Consider the following 18930-nt stretch of genomic DNA (forward strand, 5'->3'; position numbering starts at 1 on the left):
CCGCGCCCTCGGCGCGGGGGTGGGGTTCCCCGCCCCCGGGTGGCACCCCCGCCCGCCCGCCCCCTGGGGGGGCCGCCCGGTTCCGTTGCGGCCGCGGGCAAGGATAGGCACCGGTCTGCAGCGAGGCAAATCCGTGCCGACAGCCGGCCGGCGGCCGCGGAGCACCGCGGAGTTTAGGGCTCCGGACGCCGATATCGTTAAATGCAGTGCCCGCCCCAACTGGGGGTTCGGCGCTGTCCGGCACCCTCACCCCGGGGCCCTCCGGGCAGCGGCACGCCACTCCACTCCACTGACCGCCCGCAGCGCTGCGGGCCGGCCGGCGTGCCAGAGCGGGGCACTGCAACGCCGGGATTTCGGCCCCGGCGGGAGAACCCCAACGAAGCGGAGATGCAATGCCCCACAAAATCATCCTGGACTGCGATCCCGGCCATGATGATGCGGTCGCCCTGCTGCTGGCACACGGCAGCCCGGAGATCGACCTCCTGGCGGTGACAACCGTCGTCGGAAACCAGACCTTGGAGAAGGTGACACGCAACGCGCTGGCGATTGCCCGTGTCGCAAATATCACAGGCGTCCCCTTCGCGGCAGGCTGTGACCGGCCCCTGGTCCGCACCATCGAAAACGCCCCCGACATCCACGGCGATTCCGGCATGGACGGACCCGTGCTGCCCGAGCCCACCCTCGAACTGGACCGCCGGCACGCCGTCGACCTGATCATCGATACCGTGATGGCGCACGAGCCGAACACTGTCACCCTGGTCCCCACCGCAGGCCTGACCAACATTGCCCTGGCCGTGCGCAAGGAACCCCGCCTGGCCGAACGCGTGAAGGAAGTTGTCCTGATGGGCGGCGGCTACCACGTGGGCAACTGGTCCGCCGTGGCTGAATTCAACATCAAGATCGACCCCGAAGCCGCCCACATAGTCTTCAACGAGAAGTGGCCGCTGACCATGGTCGGGCTGGACCTGACCCACCAGGCCCTGGCCACGGACGAGGTGGCTGCCCGTATCGCTGCCGTCGGCACCAAGCCCGCCAAGTTCGTCGGCGAACTGCTGGACTTCTTCGGCCACGCCTACAAGGACGCGCAGGGCTTCGATTTCCCGCCGGTGCACGATCCGTGCGCTGTCGCCTACGTCATCGACCCCTCGGTGATGACCACCCGGCGCGTGCCGCTCGATGTGGAGCTGACCGGTACCCTGACCCTGGGCATGACGGTGGCAGACTTCCGCGCGCCGGCCCCCGAAGACTGCAACACCTCAGTGGCCGTGGACCTGGACCACCAGAAGTTCTGGGACCTGGTCGTGGACGCCCTCGAGCGGATCGGCGAGGTCGACCTGTGAGTGAAATCGCCCGCCGCCGAGTCAACGTCGGCGCCCTCATGGCCGCACTGCTGGCCGCCTGCGTGGCGTTCCAGCTCAACGCTTCAATGCTCTCGCCGGCCCTGGTCACTATCGAAGAGGAACTGGACACCACCTCCGCCGCCGTCGGCCTGACCCAGACGGCGTTCTTCACCGCCGCCGCCCTCTTCTCCCTGTTCCTGCCCCGGCTCGGCGACATCATCGGGCGCAAGAAAGTCCTGTCCGGGATGCTGGTGGTCCTGACCCTCGGTTCCGTGGTGGCTGCCCTGGCCCCGAACATTGAAGTCCTCTTCCTGGCCCGCCTGATCCAGGGCGTCTCCGGGCCCGTGGTGCCGCTGACGCTGATCATGCTTCGCGTGGAAATCCGCGACGCGAAGCTGTACGGCACCCTGATGGGCGTCATCACCGCCGTCAACGGCGGCATTGCCGGCATCGACGCCGTGGCGGGCGGCTATCTGGCGCAAAACCACGGCTTCTCCTCGGTGTTCTGGGCCATGGCCGCCGTGGGCACCGTCGCCACCGCCCTTCTGCTTTTCCTGGCACCGGAATCCCGGGCCGAGAAGAAGGAAAAGATGGACTGGGTCGGTGTGGTGCCCCTGGTCATCTCCGTGGGTACCCTGCTCACCGCATTCAACGAAGCGGGCAAGCTGGCCGCAGCCAACTGGCCGCTGGTGATCGGGCTGATGGCCGTTGCCGTCGTGGCCTTCGCAGTGTTCTGGAAGGTGGAAAACCGCACGGAACAGCCGCTGGTGGCCACCTACCTGCTGAAACGGCGGTCCACCTGGGCGCTGCTGCTGACCACGCTGCTGACCATGACCGGCGTGTTTGCCATCATGAACGGCATCCTGCCTGCCCTGGCGCAGGACGGCGCAATCGGGTTCGGCATGGGCGCCGAGGAGTCCGCCTGGTGGACCCTCACCCCGTACGCCATTGCCGGCCTGGTTCTCGGCCCCATTGCCGGCCGCCTGGCAGCCAGCTGGGGTTACGGCAAGGTCCTGCGGATCGGCATGATCGGCTCCGTGATCGCACTGGCGCTGGTGCTGCTGGTGGTCGGCAGCGATTCCAAGGCAGGCCTGCTCGGCGTCTCGGTACTGATCGGCATCACCTACGCGGGCATCGGCAACATCATGCTCAACGGCCTGGGCATTGTGCTCTCCCCAAAGGAAAACCCGGGCTTCCTGCCCGGCCTCAACGCCGGCGCCTTCAATCTGGGCGCAGGCCTGAGCTTCGCCGTGATCTACGCGGTGAAGACCGCCGCCACACCGGCCGACGGCGGGGCCGGCGGCTACTACGGCGGTATTGTTGCCGGTCTGGTCATCCTCGTCCTGGCCCTGGCTGCGTCCTTCCTTATCCCCAAGCCGGCCGCTGCCGAAGTGGCTGCCGCCGCGCCGGCCGCCCGCTGAACCCCGCCCGCCCTCGTCAAGGAGAATTCCCCGCATGCCTGCCGGAAAAGTTGTAGTTGTAGGGTCGCTGAATGCTGACCTGACCGTGCGTACTGACCGTTTTCCCTCCCCCGGAGAAACGCTCAACGGTTCGGAGCTGGTGATTGTGCCCGGCGGCAAGAGCGCCAACCAGGCCGCCGCCGCAGCGATCCTGGGCGCCGATGTCCGGCTGTTCGGCGCCGTCGGTGCCGACGGGCACGGGGACCTGCTGCTGAAGGCCGCCGCCGGTGCCGGTGTGGACGCTTCCCGCGTCCTGCGCCGCACCGGCACTGCGACGGGCACAGCCATGATCGTGGTGGACGCCGCCGGAGAGAACACCATCATCGTTTCCCCGGGTGCCAACGGCACGGTCACCGGCGCCGAGCTTCCGGCGGACCTGTTCGACGGTGCCGCAGTGCTGACCCTCAGCCTGGAGGTTCCGCTCGAAGCGGTTGCCGCTGCTGCCCGGGCCGGGCAGCAGGCCGGAGCGCAGGTGCTCCTGAACCTCTCCCCGTACCAGGAAGTTCCCGCGGAGCTGCTGGCCCTGACGGACGTACTGCTGCTCAACACCCATGAAGCGGCCCTCGTGACGGGCCTTGCCGATCCGGCCGCGGACTGGGAAGAGGTCATCGCCGCGCTGGGTGCGCTCGGCGTTCGGCGGACGATCATCACCCTGGGTGCGGACGGCGCCGTCGTGCTGGACGGGACGGCGGCCGGAAGCGAGCGGATACTCGCTGTGGCCCCCACCCGGGTCACTGCGGTGGACACGACCGGCTGCGGTGATGCCTTCACCGCAGCCACCGCCGCCCGGCTGGCAGCGGGCGATTCACTGGCGGAGGCGGCTACCTTCGCTGCCCGCGCCGGAGCGCTGGCAGCCACCCGGGAGGGAGCACAGTCCTCCTACTCCGCACTGCTGGAGCTGGCCGGCTGAGGCTGCTGCTGCCAACGGCCGGGTGCCGGGACGGGATGGCAATCCCCTTCCGGCGCCCGGCCGTTTTTGTGTGCGGTATTCTTCGTGGTTGAACCCGCCTTCTTGGGACAGGGTTCAGCTCTGCCGGGGGGGGGGAATGAGCACCAGGTACCCCCTGCGTAAATTCCTTACGAAAGAGGTTGCCGATGCCGTTGTTCCCCAAACGCCTGCTGCTGCCCGCAGCGGCCATGGCCCTGGGCCTGTCCCTCGCCTCCTGCTCGGCCGGGAATCCGGGCGGTGACTCGGCCGGGGGTTCGGGCGGTCCGTCAGCCGAATCATCGGCGGACGCCGGCGATACGGCACAAACGCCCTCACGGAACACCTCGACGCAGGCAGCCGACATTGACGTCAACAACATTGGCGACACCGTCACCGTGCCCATGAGCAAGGGCAACGTAGCGAGCGTCACGGTCGTCGCCGTCGAGGAAGCCGAATCCGTGGCAGCCCGGAGCAGCACCACCATGCCGGAAAAGGGCTTCCAAAGGGTTCAGGTCATCTGGAAAACGGAAGAAGGCGTTACTGACGCCCGTTCCACCAATTTCACCTTCATGGACTCGGAAGGCCGCTTCAATGCGGCCGAAGCTCTATACATTGACGAAGGCACCCTGTGGGCCGACGGCGTTGCCGCCGGGGAAGAGGTAACCGGTTACCTCACCTTCGACGTCGAGGACGGACCGCACACCCTGATCCTGTCCGACAGCGAGCGCGAGGACGTCGCGCATTTCAAGATGCCCTAGCAGGACCTCCCGGCCGGTGCCGGGTAGACATAATGCGGCGGTCCCGCCGCACGACCATCTCATATGGGGGGAAAGATGCAAGGACAGCAGGAAAACAACAACGGCTTCAATGCCTATCCGCCGGCGCCGGAGCCGGCTTCGCCACCGGTGCCGCCTGGACCAATGGGTGCTCCTCAGGGCATGCCGGGAGCCTCGGGCGCCTATGGTGCTCCCGGAGCCTATGGTGCCCCCGGAGCTCCGGGGACCCCGGTTATGCCGCAGCGGCCGAAGCAGGTGGACTCGTCCTTCTGGTTGCAGATCGTCGCCCTGGTGCTGACGGTGGTCGCCATTCCAGTCAACATTGCGGTGTTCTACGCAACCGTCAACGATGCTGGCGCCCAGGCGGATGACCCTGCCGTGACGGTAGGCCTCGTCCTGCTGATCGTTATGGGCGTTATCTGCCTTGCCGTTAACGTACTCACTGCCGTTTTTGTCCGGAAGGGCCGCAACTGGGCCCGGATTGTGCTGACCATCTATGCCGCGCTCCATGTGGTGAGCCTCGTGACTCTGACAAACCTCCTGGCCTGGTGGGGAATCCTGGCGCTGGTTTTGGCCGCGGTGCAGCTCTACCTGACACCGGTTCCGGGGTACTTCAAGATGATGAAACAGTACCGGCTGCAGCAGAAGGCCGGTCTGGCTCCTTAGTCCGCGGCCAGCTCCGGGAATCCCAACGACGACGGCGCCCCCTTTCGGGAGGCGCCGTCGTTTTGTGCTGGCTGACTTTTGTGTGTCCGCACTGCACCCGCTGCCGGGAAGGGGACGTAGCCGGCTGGGTCAGTTCCCGAAGGAGCCCAGGAGGAAATGCCGGTTCGCTTCTGCGCGTTCCATCAGCTCCTCCCCCGTGAAGTACTTCCGGTCAAACTCCTCCCATTCGCCGACAAACATGGTCCACTCGCCGTCGACGCACACCGGCCAGCAGCGGCGGACCCAGTTGAGCTTTTCACGGACATTGTTGCGGTTGTCCGGTTCGGTGCTGGTGTACTGCAGGACAGTGCAGTTGTGGATCAGCTGCTCCTTGTCGGCATCCCGTTTCAGGAACTCTTCATCGCTCCAGCGTTCCAGGACCAAGCGCGTGGCCCACATGAATTCTCCGTGGGTCACCAGCAGGACATTGTCCCGGGCGTTTTCCCGGTGCAGGGTGCTGAGGATGTTCCGGACACGGTTCTCGGCGACGTTGGCAATGGATTCCCCCGCCGGAGGGGCCCAGTACAGCGGGTCGCTGTCGCGGTACGCAGCATTCTGCGAATACTTCTGCGCGAAATCCTGCTTCGACATGGACCCTATCTCGCCCCAGGAACGCTCACGGATCACCCGGTTCTCCTCCCAGCGCACATCCAGCCCCAGATGGGCGGCGGTCTCGCGGGTCCGGGTGTAGACCGAGACCATGGCGCGGTCGAACTGGACATTCTGTTCCGCGATCCATGCTCCGGCGACCTTTGCCTGCTGCACGCCGAGGTCCGTGAGCCGCCAGGAGCGGTCCGGGACGGTCATCGTCTCTTCGGTATACAGGCTCGGGTCCCCGGCCTTGGCTGCCCGCTGCATCACATTCGCTTCACTCTGTCCGTGGCGAACGAGGAAGAGGTTCCGGGGCATGACCATGGAGGGCTCCTGATAGGTGGGACGACTATTTTGCGCTAGTACATCCTAAAGGCCGGGGCGGTTGCCTAACCGCAACCGGGCAGGAGTTGAATGGGAACCGCCGTGGCAATAAGATTCAGTGTCCGGCAAAGGGTCGGGTGTCAAGGGTGGCCCGCGGAAGCGGGCATCTGGAACGCGAGGTGTGGGCATGTCTGGCCGGATTCTCTATGTGACACGACGGGTTGGCCTCGTCGCGGCACATATCCTGGTTTATGCCCTGATCTGGCTTGGACTGGCGGCGCTCATCGCCGCCGTGGGCATCCGCTTCTTCTGGGGTGAAATCTCCGTCGGGCAGATGCTCATGAACCTCGTTTCCGTGGAGACCGACGGCGGCGGCGGGGCCATTGTATGGATCGGCATCCTGGGCATCGGTGTTGTCCCCCTCCTGATCACCGTCGCCATCGCCCTGTGGCGCTCCTCGAGGCGCCGCCGTCGCCTCCGCAACGGCAACCCGGACTCCCGTGGCACGCAGCCGTTCATGCGGCCCCTCTCCACGCTCCTGGTGGCCGCGGTGGTCCTTGCCGGTACCACCGCCTTCGCTACCACCGTGGGTTTGGGCGACTACATCAAGGCGGCGAACTCCAAGTACGACGTCGGTGACTACTACGTGGAGCCCACGGTCACCAGCGCGGATCAGAAGCGCAACCTTGTGGTCATCTACCTCGAATCCGGCGAAGCGACCCTGGAGGACGACCAGCTTTTTGAAAAGGACGCGTTCGCGCCCCTGAAAGAAGCCACGAAGGCCGAAGAGGGCTGGCAGACCGTGGCCGATTTCCAGCAGTACGAAGGCGGCGGATGGACCATGGCCGGCCTCGCGTCCACCCAGTGCGGCATCCCCCTGAAGGGCAACGGGGCAGGCGGAGGAAGTGCCACCGACAACGGGATCGATGAGGGGGCCGAAACGTACCTGGGCGGTGCCACCTGCGTGGGCGACGTCCTGGACGAGCAGGGCTACACCAACGTCTTCCTGGGCGGCGCCAATCCTTCTTTCGCGGCCAAGGACACCTTCCTGTACAGCCACGGTTATTCCGCGGTCAAGGGCCTCTCCGATTGGCGGGCTGCCGGCGAACCGGAGGAAAACTTCCGCAAGGACTGGGGCTTGAGCGACCAACGCCTGATGGCCCATGCCAGGGACACCCTGGACGACCTCCACGCCGAAGCTGAGAAGACGGGCCGGCCGTTCAACCTCACCATGCTGACGCTGGACACGCACGAACCGGTGCACATCTACGACTACTGCGACGTGGACACGGACAGCGAGGTCACGTCGGTCTTCTCCTGCTCCATGACCCAGGTGGCCTCATTCATCGGGTACATGAAGGAGCAGGGCTACCTCGACGACACCGCAGTGGTGATCATGGGCGACCACCTCAAGCACATGAGTGCCGGGGACGCTTTCCACGAGCAGCTGGACGACCACGAGAACCGGACCATCTTCAACCGGATCTGGGTTCCGGGCGAGACGCCGGCGAACAGTACGCTGCGCGCCGGCTCTGACCAGCTGAACATGTACCCCACCATTCTGGAGGCAGCAGGCCTCACCCTCGAGCGCGGAGAGGCCGGACTGGGCGTATCGGCCTTCACCACGGAGTTTCCCGGAAGTTCGGCGCAGGCCATGGACCAGGAGGCCTACACGGAGCTGCTGGAGTCACTTTCCCCGCGGTTCTATGCCAAGGCCTGGGCCGGGGCTGGCACCCAGCAGTAGCTCCGGCCGATCCTGAAACCGTTCCGGGTGGGGGTAGTCGTGCCCGAGGTTGAGGAAGACGTCGTCTTCCGAACTGCCGCCGGATTGAGGGCCGCAGACGCGCTGCGTCATCAAAAAAAACCCCTCCTGACCGAGCGTATTGCCGATCAGGAGGGGTTTCGTGGAGCCCCCTGCCGGATTCGAACCGGCGACCCCCTGTTTACAAGACAGGTGCTCTGGCCAACTGAGCTAAGGGGGCGTGCTGGCGGTCGAACAGACCCGCCATTCACGCAGCCGTTGCCAGTCGGATATACCAACCGGACAAACGGCGCTAGACAAGATTAGCCCAGAGCGCCCGTCCCCGTGAAACCGGATGTGTTTCACGGGGAACGGACGCCCGGGTGGCTCCTGTTACTTGTTGGCGTCGATTGCCGCTTGGACCGTTTCCACGAAGGTGTTCAGGTCGGCTTCGCTGCCGTTGACAAAAGCGGTGGGAGTGCCGGAAATGCCGTCGATCCGCGCCATCTGGTCCGCGTACTTCACGAAGGGACGGTAGGTGCCGTCGTCGATGCAGGATTCCACCGCGTCAGCGTCCGCGCCGGCGGCAGCGGCCATGTCCACCAGTCCGGCGTTATCCACCTCGCCGTTGGCGTGCTGGGCAAAGATGGCCTTCATGAAGTCCCAGTAGGACTCGGGGCTCTCGGAGGCAACACAGGCTGCGGCATTGGCACCGCGCGAGGAGTAGTTGGTGGGCGAGCCGCCGTCCAGGAACGCGACCGTGCGGTACTCGTACGTGATCTCGCCGGCGTCGAGCCACTTGGCGATCTGATCGTCGTAAGTTGCAGCGAAATCAGCGCAGTGCACGCAGTTGATGTCGACGTACTCCACCAGCGGGATGGGCTGGCCCGGCTCGCCCGCGGTGATGCCCGGCGGGACCGGTGCATTTTCATCCGCCTGGTCCGGAGCTTCGCCGAGGGAATCCACGTCCACGTCGAACGGCTCGGTGGGTTCCAGCGCACTGGTCGAGGTCAGGGTGAAGCCGCCGTACTGGTTGGCATTGGCCGGCGATTCCCCGCTGGAGGGAACCTTGCTGTTGACGTTGTTGACCACAATTGCCGCCACCAGGGCAACCACTGCAAGGATGGCTACCACCACGCCCCAGCGGATCAGGAGCCGGTTGCGGTGTTCCTTCTTCTGCTGCGCCTCGCGCATGGCGCGGGCCTGTTCGCGCGCAGCAGCAGTCCGCTCCGACTTGGTCGGCTTAAGATTCCGGTCAGTCATAGTTCCTCATGTCTCTCAACGCCGGCCGCGTTTCCGGGGCCTCTGGGCACATCTCCAAGTGTAGGCGGAACATACAACCCGCCCGTTGGCCAACGCCCGGGGACGGTACAAAGTTTCCGCGCTTCGATAGAGTGGCAATATACGACTAACCAACTAAGGGGTGCCATTCGTGAACGCTGAGGCCGATCCGAGCAGCAAGGGCGACGTGCCGGACGGGTATGGCGACTTCGATTTCATCGTGGTTTCCAACCGGCTCCCTGTGGACCGGGTAAGCACCGACGACGGCGAGGCGTGGCGCCGCTCCCCCGGAGGGCTGGTCACCGCACTTGCGCCGGTGATGGCCAAGGCGGACGGGGCCTGGGTGGGCTGGCCGGGTGCCCCCGACGAAACCGTGGAACCGTTTGACCACGACAACATGCACCTGAAGCCGGTCCCGCTGAGCACCGACGAGGTGGAGCTCTACTATGAGGGCTTCTCCAACGCCACGCTCTGGCCCCTCTACCACGACGTCATTGCCACACCGGAGTTCCACCGCACCTGGTGGGATGCCTACCGCACCGTGAACCGCCGGTTCGCCGACGCCGCCGCCTCCGTGGCAGCGGAGGGCGCCACCGTGTGGGTTCAGGATTACCAGCTGCAGCTTGTTCCGCAGCTGCTGCGCAAGGCACGGCCGGACCTGAAGATCGGCTTCTTCAACCACATTCCCTTCCCGCCGCTGGAAATCTTCGCCCAGCTGCCCTGGCGCCGGAACATTATTGAAGGCCTGCTCGGCGCTGACTTGATCGGCTTCCAGCGGCCCTCGGATGCCAGCAACTTCCTGCGCTGCGTCCGCCGCTTCGCGGGCTACACCATCCGCCAGCAGCAGGTGCACGTCACCACGGAGGACGGGCTGTCCTACGTTTCCCGCGCTGAAGCGTTCCCCATCTCCATTGACGCTGCGCAGATCGCGGAACTGGCCCAGCGCGAAGACATTATTGAACGCTCCAAGCAGATCCGCCGTGAACTGGGCAACCCGGACACCGTGATGCTGGGCGTGGACCGGCTGGACTACACCAAGGGCATCAGCCACCGGCTCAAGGCCTACGGGGAACTCCTGGAAGACGGCGAAATCACCGTCGAGAACGCTTCGATGATCCAGGTCGCCAGCCCCTCCCGCGAGCGCGTGGAACAGTACCGCCTGCTGCGCGAGGAGGTGGAGGGCACCGTGGGCCGGATCAGCGGCACCTACGACACCATCTCCAATACCGCGCTGCGCTACCTTCACCACAGCTATCCGGTGGAGGAAATGGTGGCGCTCTACCTGGCCGCCGACGTAATGCTGGTTACTGCCCTTCGGGACGGCATGAATCTGGTGGCCAAGGAGTACGTGGCCGCCCGCACGGGCAACACCGGTGCGCTGGTCCTCTCGGAGTTCACCGGTGCCGCCGATCAGCTGCGGCAGGCTGTGCTGGTCAATCCGCACGATATTGACGGCCTGAAGGCCTCCATTCTCACGGCCATGAACATGCCGGCCCGCGAGGCCAGCCGCCGGATGCGGCTGATGCGCCGGCAGGTACTGCAGAACGACGTCGAACGCTGGTCCCGGAACTTCCTGGACGCGCTCGAACAGGACCAGGACCGGGAGGACTAATGATCGATCCTGCCCTGCAGGAAGCATTGGAATCGCTGGCACAGACCCAAAAGCTGCTGGTGGCGGTGGACTTCGACGGCACGCTTTCGCCGCTGGTGGAACGGGCAGAAGACGCCCGGCCGCTGGAAGGTTCCGCGGCTGCTGTACGGGCGCTGGCAGCCCTGCCCCGGACGGATACCGCACTGATTTCCGGACGTGCCCTGGACAGCCTGCGCAGCGTGGCCTCCCCCGACCCGGAGACCCTGCTGATCGGCAGCCACGGCGCTGAGACCTGGACGGGGCCCAACGCCGAACCGCTGCAGTTGACCCCCGAGCAGGCGCAGCTGCTGGACCGCGCCCGCGCGGCCGTGGAATCCGTCGCCGCCCTGCACCCGGGTTCCCGGCTGGAAGACAAGCCGGCCGGGGTCGTCCTGCATACCCGCGGCATGGAAGCCGTGGTCGCTGCCGAGGCCACCGACGCGGTCCGGCGCGAATTGCAGCTGCTGGACGGAGTGCAGGTCACGGACGGCAAGTCGGTGCTGGAGGCTTCCGTGGTCCACACCAACAAAGGCGAAGGCATCACGGCGCTGCGGGAACTGACCGGTGCGACGGCGGTGCTCTTTGCCGGCGACGACGTCACGGACGAGCGCGGGTTCGAAGCGCTGGCGCCGGGCGACGTCGGCGTGAAGGTGGGCGAGGGCGACACCTCCGCCGCACACCGCGCAGCGTCCCCTGAAGCCTTCACCGAGGTGCTGGAGGAACTGGTGCGGCTGCGCCGCGCCGCCGTCGGCCGATAACGCCCGCAGCTCCGGCACCCAGCGGCACAGAACGTATGCAATACTGACCCTGTGAACCAGCTCACAGCATCGTTGTCGATGCCTGCCGCTGGTTCATGACCTCAACTACATAGCTCTCCATTCACAACGGATCGTCGGGCACGTACCTGCCCGTGAAGGGAAATACCATGGCAACGGTAACGTTTGACCAGGCCACACGCCTGTACCCGGGGACGGAACGCCCCGCGGTTGACAACCTCAGCCTCGAAATCGCCGACGGCGAGTTCCTGGTTCTCGTAGGCCCCTCGGGCTGCGGAAAATCCACCTCGCTGCGCATGCTCGCGGGGCTCGAAGACGTGAATTCCGGCCGGATCCTCATCGGTGACCGCGACGTCACCGATGTTCCGCCCAAGGACCGCGACATTGCCATGGTTTTCCAGAACTACGCGCTGTACCCGCACATGACCGTTGCGGACAACATGGGCTTCGCCCTGAAGATCGCTGGCATCGGCAAGGAAGAGCGGATGGAACGCGTCCGCGAGGCAGCGAAGCTGCTGGACCTCGAGGACTATCTGGACCGCAAGCCGAAGGCACTCTCCGGCGGCCAGCGCCAGCGGGTGGCCATGGGTCGAGCCATTGTGCGTAATCCGCAGGTCTTCCTGATGGATGAGCCGCTGTCCAACCTGGATGCCAAGCTGCGCGTGCAGACCCGCACCCAGATCGCTTCCCTGACCCGCCGCCTCGGGGTCACCACCGTCTACGTCACCCACGACCAGGTTGAGGCCATGACCATGGGCGACCGGGTAGCGGTGCTCAAGGACGGAATCCTGCAGCAGGTCGATACCCCGCGGAACCTGTACGACCACCCCAAGAACGTGTTCGTGGCCGGCTTCATCGGTTCCCCGGCCATGAACCTGCTCGAGCTGCCCGTGGTAGACCGCGGCGTCGCGTTCGGTGGCGCGGTGTACCCGGTGGAAAGTGCCGTCCTCGGCCAGGCTGCCGGCAACACGGTGACCTTGGGCGTGCGGCCCGAAGACCTGGAAATCGTCACCGAGGGCGAAGGCCTGCGGGTTGACGTGGACGTGGTCGAGGAACTCGGCGCCGACGCCTACGTGTACGGACACACCACGCTGGACGGCAACGAGCACGTTATTGTAGTCCGCGTCGACGGGCGCCGTCCTCCGATGAAGGGCGACACCCTCCACGTACGTCCGCAGAAGGGCCATGTGCACCTCTTCGACACCTCCAGCGGAGAACGGCTGGCGGAACAGGCATAAGCGTCCTCAGGAAACATGCGGTGGCTCCCTTGCTCAACTAAACTTTTGGGTGGGGAGCCACCGCTTTTTCGTTACCGCTTGCTCTAGACGTAAGGGCTTTCGCCTATGACAGATTCCGCTTCCGCCAACTGGCAGAACGAACCCACTGACTGGGACCAGGCCGGCAAGCTGCCCCGCACCACACGCGCCTCAACTGACCGGATCAATACCCTTGGTTCGCTGAACATCACGGCAGCCTCCATGGACCCCGCCCTGCTGGATTTGCCATGGCACATCCCGCTGGAGGAATGGCCCAAGGAAAACCTTGCCGCCCTCCCCCGCGGCATCTCCCGCCACGTGGTGCGCTTTGCCCGGCTGGGTGACTCCCTCATCGCCATCAAGGAAACCAGCGAGCACGTGGCGCGGCAGGAGTACCACATGCTGCGCAAGCTCCGCCGGCTCAATGTCCCGGCCGTGGCCCCGGTGGCAGTCATCACCGGGCGCTTGGACCCCAACGGGGAAGAACTGCAGCCCGTCCTCGTGACCCGGCACCTGCGTTTTTCCCTGCCCTACCGTGCTGTCTTCTCCCAGACCCTCCGGGAAGTCACCCTGACCCGGCTGATCGATGCTCAGGCGCTGCTGCTGGTACGCCTGCACCTGGCGGGTTTCTACTGGGGCGACGTTTCCCTGTCCAACACCCTGTTCCGGCGCGACGCCGGAGCGTTTGCCGCCTACCTGGTGGATGCAGAAACCGGGGAGCTATACCCCGAGCTCTCCAAAGGGCAGCGCGAATACGACCTTGAAATTGCCCGGGTCAACATTGCCGGGGAGCTCATGGACCTGGCCGAAGGCGGCCTGATCGAAGAGTCGGTGGACCCGCTGGCCACCAGCGAACGGATCATGGACTCCTACCGCGGACTCTGGGCAGAGCTGACCGAGCAGGAATCCTTCGGGCTGGGTGACCGCTGGCGGGTGGACGCCCGAATCCGGCGGCTGAACGATCTGGGCTTCGACGTCGACGAGCTCTCCATCAGCACGACGCCGGACGGCTCCCAGGTCCAACTGCAGCCCAAGGTGGTCGACGCCGGCCACCACCAGCGCCGGCTGCTGCAGCTAACGGGAATTGATGCCCAGGAAAACCAGGCCCGCCGGCTGCTCAATGACATGGATTCCTACCGTGCGACCAACCACCCGGAGCTGGATGAGGAACTGAGCGCCCATCTGTGGGTCACCCAAGTCTTCGAACCGATCGTCAAGGCTGTTCCACGGGACCTGGGCAGCAAGCTGGAAGCGGCCGAAGTGGTGCATGAGGTGCTCGAACACCGCTGGTACATGTCAGAGAAAGCCAACCGGAATGTGCCCATGGCCGAGGCCGTGCAGTCCTATATGGACACCATCCTGCGTCACCGGCGCGATGAAGCGGCCATCCTGCTCAGCACCGACACCCGGACCATGGAGATCCTTGACGCGGGTGGAGCCCCTTCCTAGGCCGGGGCTCAGTGGCGACGGCGGAGGTCAGTGGCGACGGCGGGGCTCAGTAACCGTAGCTGGGCGCGGAGAACGCAACAATGATGATGACAATGATGTAAATGATGAAAAGCGCGGTTAACAGGCTGCCAATCACGATGCCAGCCACGGCCATTCCGTTGCTCATACCCGCCTTTCGCGACTGCTTCAAGCCGATCATGCTCAAGATAAGCCCAACGAGCGGTGCGAAAAACGAGGTGATGAGCCCGGCCAGGCCCAGGGACTGACCCGGGTTGATTGGCGGCTGGCCGTATGAGGGGTAGGCGCCCTGCTGGCCGTAAGCGGGATAACCCGGCTGCTGGCCGTAGCCAGGATACGGCTGCTGGCCATAGCCGGGGTACGGCTGCTGCACGTACCCCGGCTGATCCTGCTCACCATAGCCGGGGTACGGCTGCTGCCCGTACCCGGACTGATCCCGCTCACCGTAGCCGGGATAACCGGGCTGCTGACCGTACGGCTGCTGACCGTAACCGTACTGATCTGCGTTGGCCGGTTTGCCGCCGTCCGGCGCGTTCCCCTGCTGCCACTCCGGCTTGTTCTCTGCCACGAGGCTTTCCCCTTGGAATAGGTGTACGCAGCACAGGGCGAATAGTTCCTGCGCAGGACGTCAGTGTGACGTAGCCCAATCCTAGCCAACACCCGCAAGCGGCCCTTAGCAGGGTGAGCTTAATCTCCTGTGACCTTCTACGCGCAGTCCGGACTAGAGCTGGCAGGAGTCGTTAAATGGAAATGTACCCCCTGCCCTTTCTCCGGACCCTAGAAGGAGCCGCCAGATGGAGAACCAATTGGCTGAAACCTTCAGCCGTCCCGACCTGCGCCTGGTCCCCGTCCACGAGGCGACAGCCTCACGCGAATGGTGGCGCTCTTCAGTGATCTACCAGATCTACCCCCGCTCGTTCCGGGACCTGCGCGGGGACGGCGTGGGAGACCTGCAGGGCATCACCGCAGAACTCGGAACACTGGCAGAACTGGACATCGACGCCGTCTGGCTATCCCCGTTCTACCGCTCCCCGCAGAAGGACGCCGGCTACGATGTTGCCGATTACTGCTCCGTGGATCCCATGTTCGGCACCCTGGAGGATTTTGACGCACTCGTCGCCGAAGCCGGCCGGCACGGCATCCGCGTCATCGTGGACCTGGTCCCCAACCACTGCTCCGACCAACATCCGCTCTTCCAAGCCGCCCTTGCCTCCGGCCCTGGTTCCCCCGAACGGGACATGTTTGTTTTCCGCGACGGCACCGGAGAGCACGGCGAAAACCCGCCCAACAACTGGCAGTCCCACTTCGGCGGCCCCGCCTGGACCCGCGTCACCGAAGCGGACGGGATGCCCGGTCAGTGGTACCTGCACCTCTTTGATACCTCCCAGCCGGATTTCAACTGGGACTCACCGGCAGTGCATGCCGAGTTTGAACGCATCCTGCGCTTCTGGCTGGATCGCGGCGTCGGCGGCTTCCGCGTGGACGTCGCCCATGCCCTGATCAAGAAATCCGGGCTGCCGGATTGGGGCGGCCGCGCCGACGGGTCCTCCTCCGAGGGCTACCCCGGGGCCGAGGCCCCCATGTTCGGACAGCCCGGCATCCATGACATTTACCGGTCCTGGCGGAAAATCCTGGACTCTTACGACGGAGACCGGGTGCTGTGCGCCGAAGCGACCATCGACCCGATAGACCGGCTGACCGACTGGGTGCGGGCCGACGAAATGCACCAGACCTTCAATTTCGCCTACCTGCACCACCGGTGGGACGCACCGGACCTCCGGCACGTCATCGAGTCCTCGCTGCGCGCCTTCGACAAAGTGGGAGCCCCCACCACCTGGGTGCTCTCCAACCACGACGTCGTTCGGCACACCAGCCGCTTCGGCCTGACCGGAGCCGGACCGCGGACCGGCGACGGGCTTGGACCGCTCGACGAACAGCCCAACATGGAACTCGGCCTGGCCCGGGCGCGGGCCGCTACGCTGCTGATGCTCGGACTGCCAGGCGGTGTATACCTGTATCAGGGCGAAGAACTGGGCCTGCCGGACCACACCCTGCTTCCCAACGAGTTCCGCCAGGATCCCACCTTCCACCGCACCGCCGGCGAACGGGTGGGTCGGGACGGAAACCGGGTGCCGCTGCCATGGAAGGCCAACCGGCCCAGCTACGGATTCAGCGATGCAGGAAAGACGTGGCTGCCGCAGCCGCCCATCTGGGGCAGGCATTCCCGGGACATTCAGCAGCACAACCCCGAATCCACGCTGCACATGTACCGCAGAGCTCTGTCTTCGCGCCGGGAGCTGCGTCTGGGCGACGGCTCGCTGGCGTGGTGGCCGGAGCACGACGCCGAGGGGCTGGTTGCCTTTGTTAACGGCGGCATCCTAGTGGCCATGAACATGGGTGAATTCCCCGTGCAGCTGCCCCACCTTCCGCTGCTGCTGGGCAGCGCCGGCGACGCCCTGGAAGGCGACCGGCTGCGCCCGAACCGCACCGTATGGATGCGTCTGGATCCGTAGGCGGTTCCGTGCGGCGCTCCCTGCACCTCTGCCCACCGCTGGAGCGAAGCCCCCGCCTGCAACTAAACCCCCGGAACGGCTTTGCCCGGGTTGAGAATTCCGGCCGGGTCGAACAGCGTTTTGACCCGGCGCTGGAGCTCGAGCAGCTCCGCTGCCTGTTCTTCCGGCAGCCAGCGCAGCTTGAACTGGCCTATCCCGTGTTCACCGGTGATAGTGCCGCCCAGCGCCAGCGCAACGCGGATGGACTCGTCCAACGCCGCGTCCAGGCGCTGTCGGCCGTCCGTATCGCCGTCCTGCACCCAGAAGGTCGGGTGCAGGTTTCCGTCTCCGGCATGCGCCACCACCTTCAGGTTCACCCGGTGGTCCGCTGCCATGCGCTCAAGCTCTGCCACGTACCGGACCAGGGATGAACGCGGGACGGCGACGTCCTCACCGACCCGCACGCGCCCGGTTACGGGGTCCCCTCGGCTGTGCCGGCGCAATTCGACCAGCTGCTCCGCCTCTTCCGAGCCTTCCATCGTGACGCTTCCGCCCAGTTCGGTGAGCACGGAACGCACCACCTGCGCCTCGGCGTCAGCGCCGAACCCATCCGTTTGAACCAGCAGAAGGGCATCACCCCGGTGCCGCAGGCTGCTGCCGTGCACCTCGTCCAGGGCCAGCAGCGTGGCGCCGTCCAGCAGTTCAAGGATGGCGGGCTGCACCCGTTGGGCGCCAATGGCGAGAACGCCTGCCGCCGCCGTCGGAAAGTCCGGGAAAAACGCAGCGATGGTGCAGGATTGGACCGGCATATACCGCAGCCGCACGGTGATGCCCACGATAACCCCCAAGGTGCCCTCCGAACCGGTGAACAGCCCCGTGAGGTCATAGCCGGCCACGCCCTTAAAGGTCCGGTGTCCGGTGCTGATCAGCGTTCCGTCCGCAAGGACAACGTCCAGGCGGAGTACGGCATCGCGGGTTACTCCGTACTTCGCGCAGCGCAGTCCCCCGGCGTTGGTTGCCACGTTGCCGCCGATGGTGGAAATCCGGTAGCTCGCCGGGTCCGGGGCGTACATCAACCCGTAACCTGCGGCCGCGGTGTTCAGGTCCGCATTGATAACACCGGGTTCGACGACGGCGGTCTCGTCCTCGGCGTTTAGTTCCAGGATCCGGTTCATCCGCTCCAGGCTCAGGACGATGCACCCGGGCGTAGCGTGCGCCCCGCCGGACACTCCGGTGCCGGCTCCGCGGGTCACCACAGGCGTGCCGCTTTCCGTGGCCCAGCGCATCACCGCCTGGACATCCCGAACGCTTGTTGCCCACACAACGGCCAACGGCTCGATGTATTCAAGGACCGGGCCCTGATCCGTGGCATACATCGCCCGGATCTCCGGCGATGTATCTACGTGCAGCCCGGGGCCGGCGAGGGGCAGGTTCTGCAAGGCATCCAGGGACATGCCAGCAGACTACCGCGCGCCCATGAACCTCGCGTAGCGGTCCAGTATCTCTTCCCACTCGCCGTTGATCCGCTCGTATTCTTCGGCAGGTTCCGGCAGCCGCTCCAGTCCGCCGTGGCGGACGGTCACCTTGGTGCTTCCATCGGCATCCGGTGTGAACTCGACCCGTACGTCGGTAGGGATTCGGGGGCTATGGCCGGCCACCCAGTCCATTTCCAAGCTGTTGTCCGGCTCCTTGGTTCGCACCGTGGCCCACACCGCTGTTTCGCCGTCGGGTCCGGTTTCGGTCAGCACACCGCCCTCAAACTCGGGGTGGGTTCCCTCGCCAAACTCGGTCAGGTCTTCCGGCCACCACAGGTGCAGGTAGTCGGTGAAACCGTTAAAGGCCTCGTGCTGGTCCCGAGGCACCCGGCAGGAGGCAACTACCTCTGCAACGGCGGCCCGGGAAGCACCGTCGGCGGGGACGGAAACGGGTTCCTCCGCATGTGAAAACAAGGAAAAGCTCATGCCTTCCACCCTATCGCCACGGCCGCGGGGCTTCGAAAAGTCAGGGCACCGGAAGGCCGCCCAGGCATCGTTTGACGGGTTAAACAGGTGAGGCCCGTACCAACACTGGTACGGGCCTCACCCCACAATTTGTCCGGCGGTGACCTACTCTCCCACACCCTCCCGGATGCAGTACCATCGGCGCTGTGGGTCTTAGCTTCCG

The 18930-nt window shown here is 65.5% G+C and carries 16 protein-coding genes, 1 tRNA gene and 1 rRNA gene; 11 read left to right on the forward strand and 7 right to left on the reverse strand.

Annotated elements, in window-relative coordinates:
* The first annotated feature begins 392 nt into the window (after nt 1-392).
* From uriH to LOC57_RS12650, 5 genes are all read left to right on the forward strand, one after another.
* Nucleotides 393-1340 (forward strand): uridine-preferring nucleoside hydrolase UriH, encoded by a 948-nt coding sequence (uriH, locus tag LOC57_RS12630; RefSeq protein ID WP_227927400.1) that lies wholly within the window; start codon nt 393-395, stop codon nt 1338-1340.
* Nucleotides 1337-2761 (forward strand): uridine transporter UriT, encoded by a 1425-nt coding sequence (gene uriT / locus LOC57_RS12635; protein ID WP_442860723.1) that lies wholly within the window; start codon nt 1337-1339, stop codon nt 2759-2761. Before uriH ends, uriT begins: the two co-directional genes overlap by 4 nt.
* Before the next feature lie 34 nt (nt 2762-2795).
* Nucleotides 2796-3710, forward strand: coding sequence for a PfkB family carbohydrate kinase (locus LOC57_RS12640; RefSeq protein ID WP_229960149.1), 915 nt, complete (start codon nt 2796-2798; stop codon nt 3708-3710).
* Between the two features lie 185 nt (nt 3711-3895).
* On the forward strand, nt 3896-4486 hold the full coding sequence (locus LOC57_RS12645; protein WP_229960151.1) for a DUF4352 domain-containing protein: 591 nt from the start codon (nt 3896-3898) through the stop codon (nt 4484-4486).
* A 252-nt stretch (nt 4487-4738) separates the two neighbouring features.
* Nucleotides 4739-5170 (forward strand): hypothetical protein, encoded by a 432-nt coding sequence (locus LOC57_RS12650; protein ID WP_229960153.1) that lies wholly within the window; start codon nt 4739-4741, stop codon nt 5168-5170.
* A 129-nt stretch (nt 5171-5299) separates the two neighbouring features.
* Here LOC57_RS12650 and LOC57_RS12655 read toward each other — a convergent pair whose 3' ends face one another.
* A complete protein-coding gene (locus LOC57_RS12655) occupies nt 5300-6124 on the reverse strand; it encodes a histidine phosphatase family protein (RefSeq protein WP_227913574.1) in 825 nt (274 codons plus the stop codon).
* A 187-nt stretch (nt 6125-6311) separates the two neighbouring features.
* On the opposite strand from LOC57_RS12655, the gene LOC57_RS12660 reads away from it, so the two are divergent.
* Nucleotides 6312-7868 carry an LTA synthase family protein gene (locus LOC57_RS12660; protein ID WP_229960155.1) on the forward strand — a complete coding sequence of 519 codons (1557 nt, stop codon included), beginning with the start codon at nt 6312-6314 and terminating at the stop codon, nt 7866-7868.
* Between the two features lie 161 nt (nt 7869-8029).
* On the opposite strand, the gene LOC57_RS12665 is transcribed toward LOC57_RS12660, so the two are convergent.
* Both LOC57_RS12665 and LOC57_RS12670 read right to left on the reverse strand, forming a co-directional pair.
* Nucleotides 8030-8106, reverse strand: a tRNA-Thr gene (locus LOC57_RS12665).
* A gap of 152 nt (nt 8107-8258) precedes the next feature.
* The gene (locus tag LOC57_RS12670; protein WP_227927379.1) at nt 8259-9128 is read right to left on the reverse strand and encodes a DsbA family protein; all 870 of its coding nucleotides are present in this window, start codon (nt 9126-9128) and stop codon (nt 8259-8261) included.
* 169 nt (nt 9129-9297) lie between these two features.
* On the opposite strand from LOC57_RS12670, the gene LOC57_RS12675 reads away from it, so the two are divergent.
* The 4 genes from LOC57_RS12675 (at nt 9298) to LOC57_RS12690 (ending at nt 14257) form a co-directional block, all read left to right on the forward strand.
* Nucleotides 9298-10758, forward strand: coding sequence for an alpha,alpha-trehalose-phosphate synthase (UDP-forming) (locus LOC57_RS12675; RefSeq protein WP_227913577.1), 1461 nt, complete (start codon nt 9298-9300; stop codon nt 10756-10758).
* Entirely contained in the window at nt 10758-11534 is a 777-nt protein-coding gene (gene otsB / locus LOC57_RS12680) for a trehalose-phosphatase (RefSeq protein ID WP_229960157.1), read from the forward strand. Before LOC57_RS12675 ends, otsB begins: the two co-directional genes overlap by 1 nt.
* Before the next feature lie 167 nt (nt 11535-11701).
* Nucleotides 11702-12790, forward strand: a complete 1089-nt coding sequence (locus LOC57_RS12685) for an ABC transporter ATP-binding protein (RefSeq protein WP_227913579.1) — start codon at nt 11702-11704, stop codon at nt 12788-12790.
* Nucleotides 12791-12895: 105 nt separating this feature from the next.
* Complete coding sequence (locus LOC57_RS12690; RefSeq protein WP_229960159.1) at nt 12896-14257, forward strand: DUF4032 domain-containing protein; 1362 nt, start codon at nt 12896-12898, stop codon at nt 14255-14257.
* A 46-nt stretch (nt 14258-14303) separates the two neighbouring features.
* Here LOC57_RS12690 and LOC57_RS12695 read toward each other — a convergent pair whose 3' ends face one another.
* Nucleotides 14304-14843, reverse strand: coding sequence for a DUF4190 domain-containing protein (locus LOC57_RS12695; protein ID WP_229960160.1), 540 nt, complete (start codon nt 14841-14843; stop codon nt 14304-14306).
* Nucleotides 14844-15069: 226 nt separating this feature from the next.
* Between LOC57_RS12695 and LOC57_RS12700 the strand changes: the two genes are divergently transcribed.
* The gene (locus LOC57_RS12700) at nt 15070-16788 is read left to right on the forward strand and encodes a glycoside hydrolase family 13 protein (RefSeq protein ID WP_229960162.1); all 1719 of its coding nucleotides are present in this window, start codon (nt 15070-15072) and stop codon (nt 16786-16788) included.
* Between the two features lie 62 nt (nt 16789-16850).
* Here the strand turns inward: LOC57_RS12700 and LOC57_RS12705 are convergent, their stop codons facing one another.
* From LOC57_RS12705 to rrf, 3 genes are all read right to left on the reverse strand, one after another.
* The gene (locus LOC57_RS12705; RefSeq protein WP_229960164.1) at nt 16851-18221 is read right to left on the reverse strand and encodes an FAD-binding oxidoreductase; all 1371 of its coding nucleotides are present in this window, start codon (nt 18219-18221) and stop codon (nt 16851-16853) included.
* Nucleotides 18222-18230: 9 nt separating this feature from the next.
* Nucleotides 18231-18728: an SRPBCC domain-containing protein gene (locus LOC57_RS12710; RefSeq protein WP_227913584.1), complete on the reverse strand. Its 498-nt coding sequence runs from the start codon at nt 18726-18728 to the stop codon at nt 18231-18233.
* A 131-nt stretch (nt 18729-18859) separates the two neighbouring features.
* Nucleotides 18860-18930 (reverse strand): 5S ribosomal RNA (gene rrf / locus LOC57_RS16610); the annotation flags it as partial.

The organism is Arthrobacter sp. zg-Y750, assembly GCF_020907365.1.
Taxonomy (GTDB): Bacteria; Actinomycetota; Actinomycetes; order Actinomycetales; family Micrococcaceae; genus Arthrobacter_B.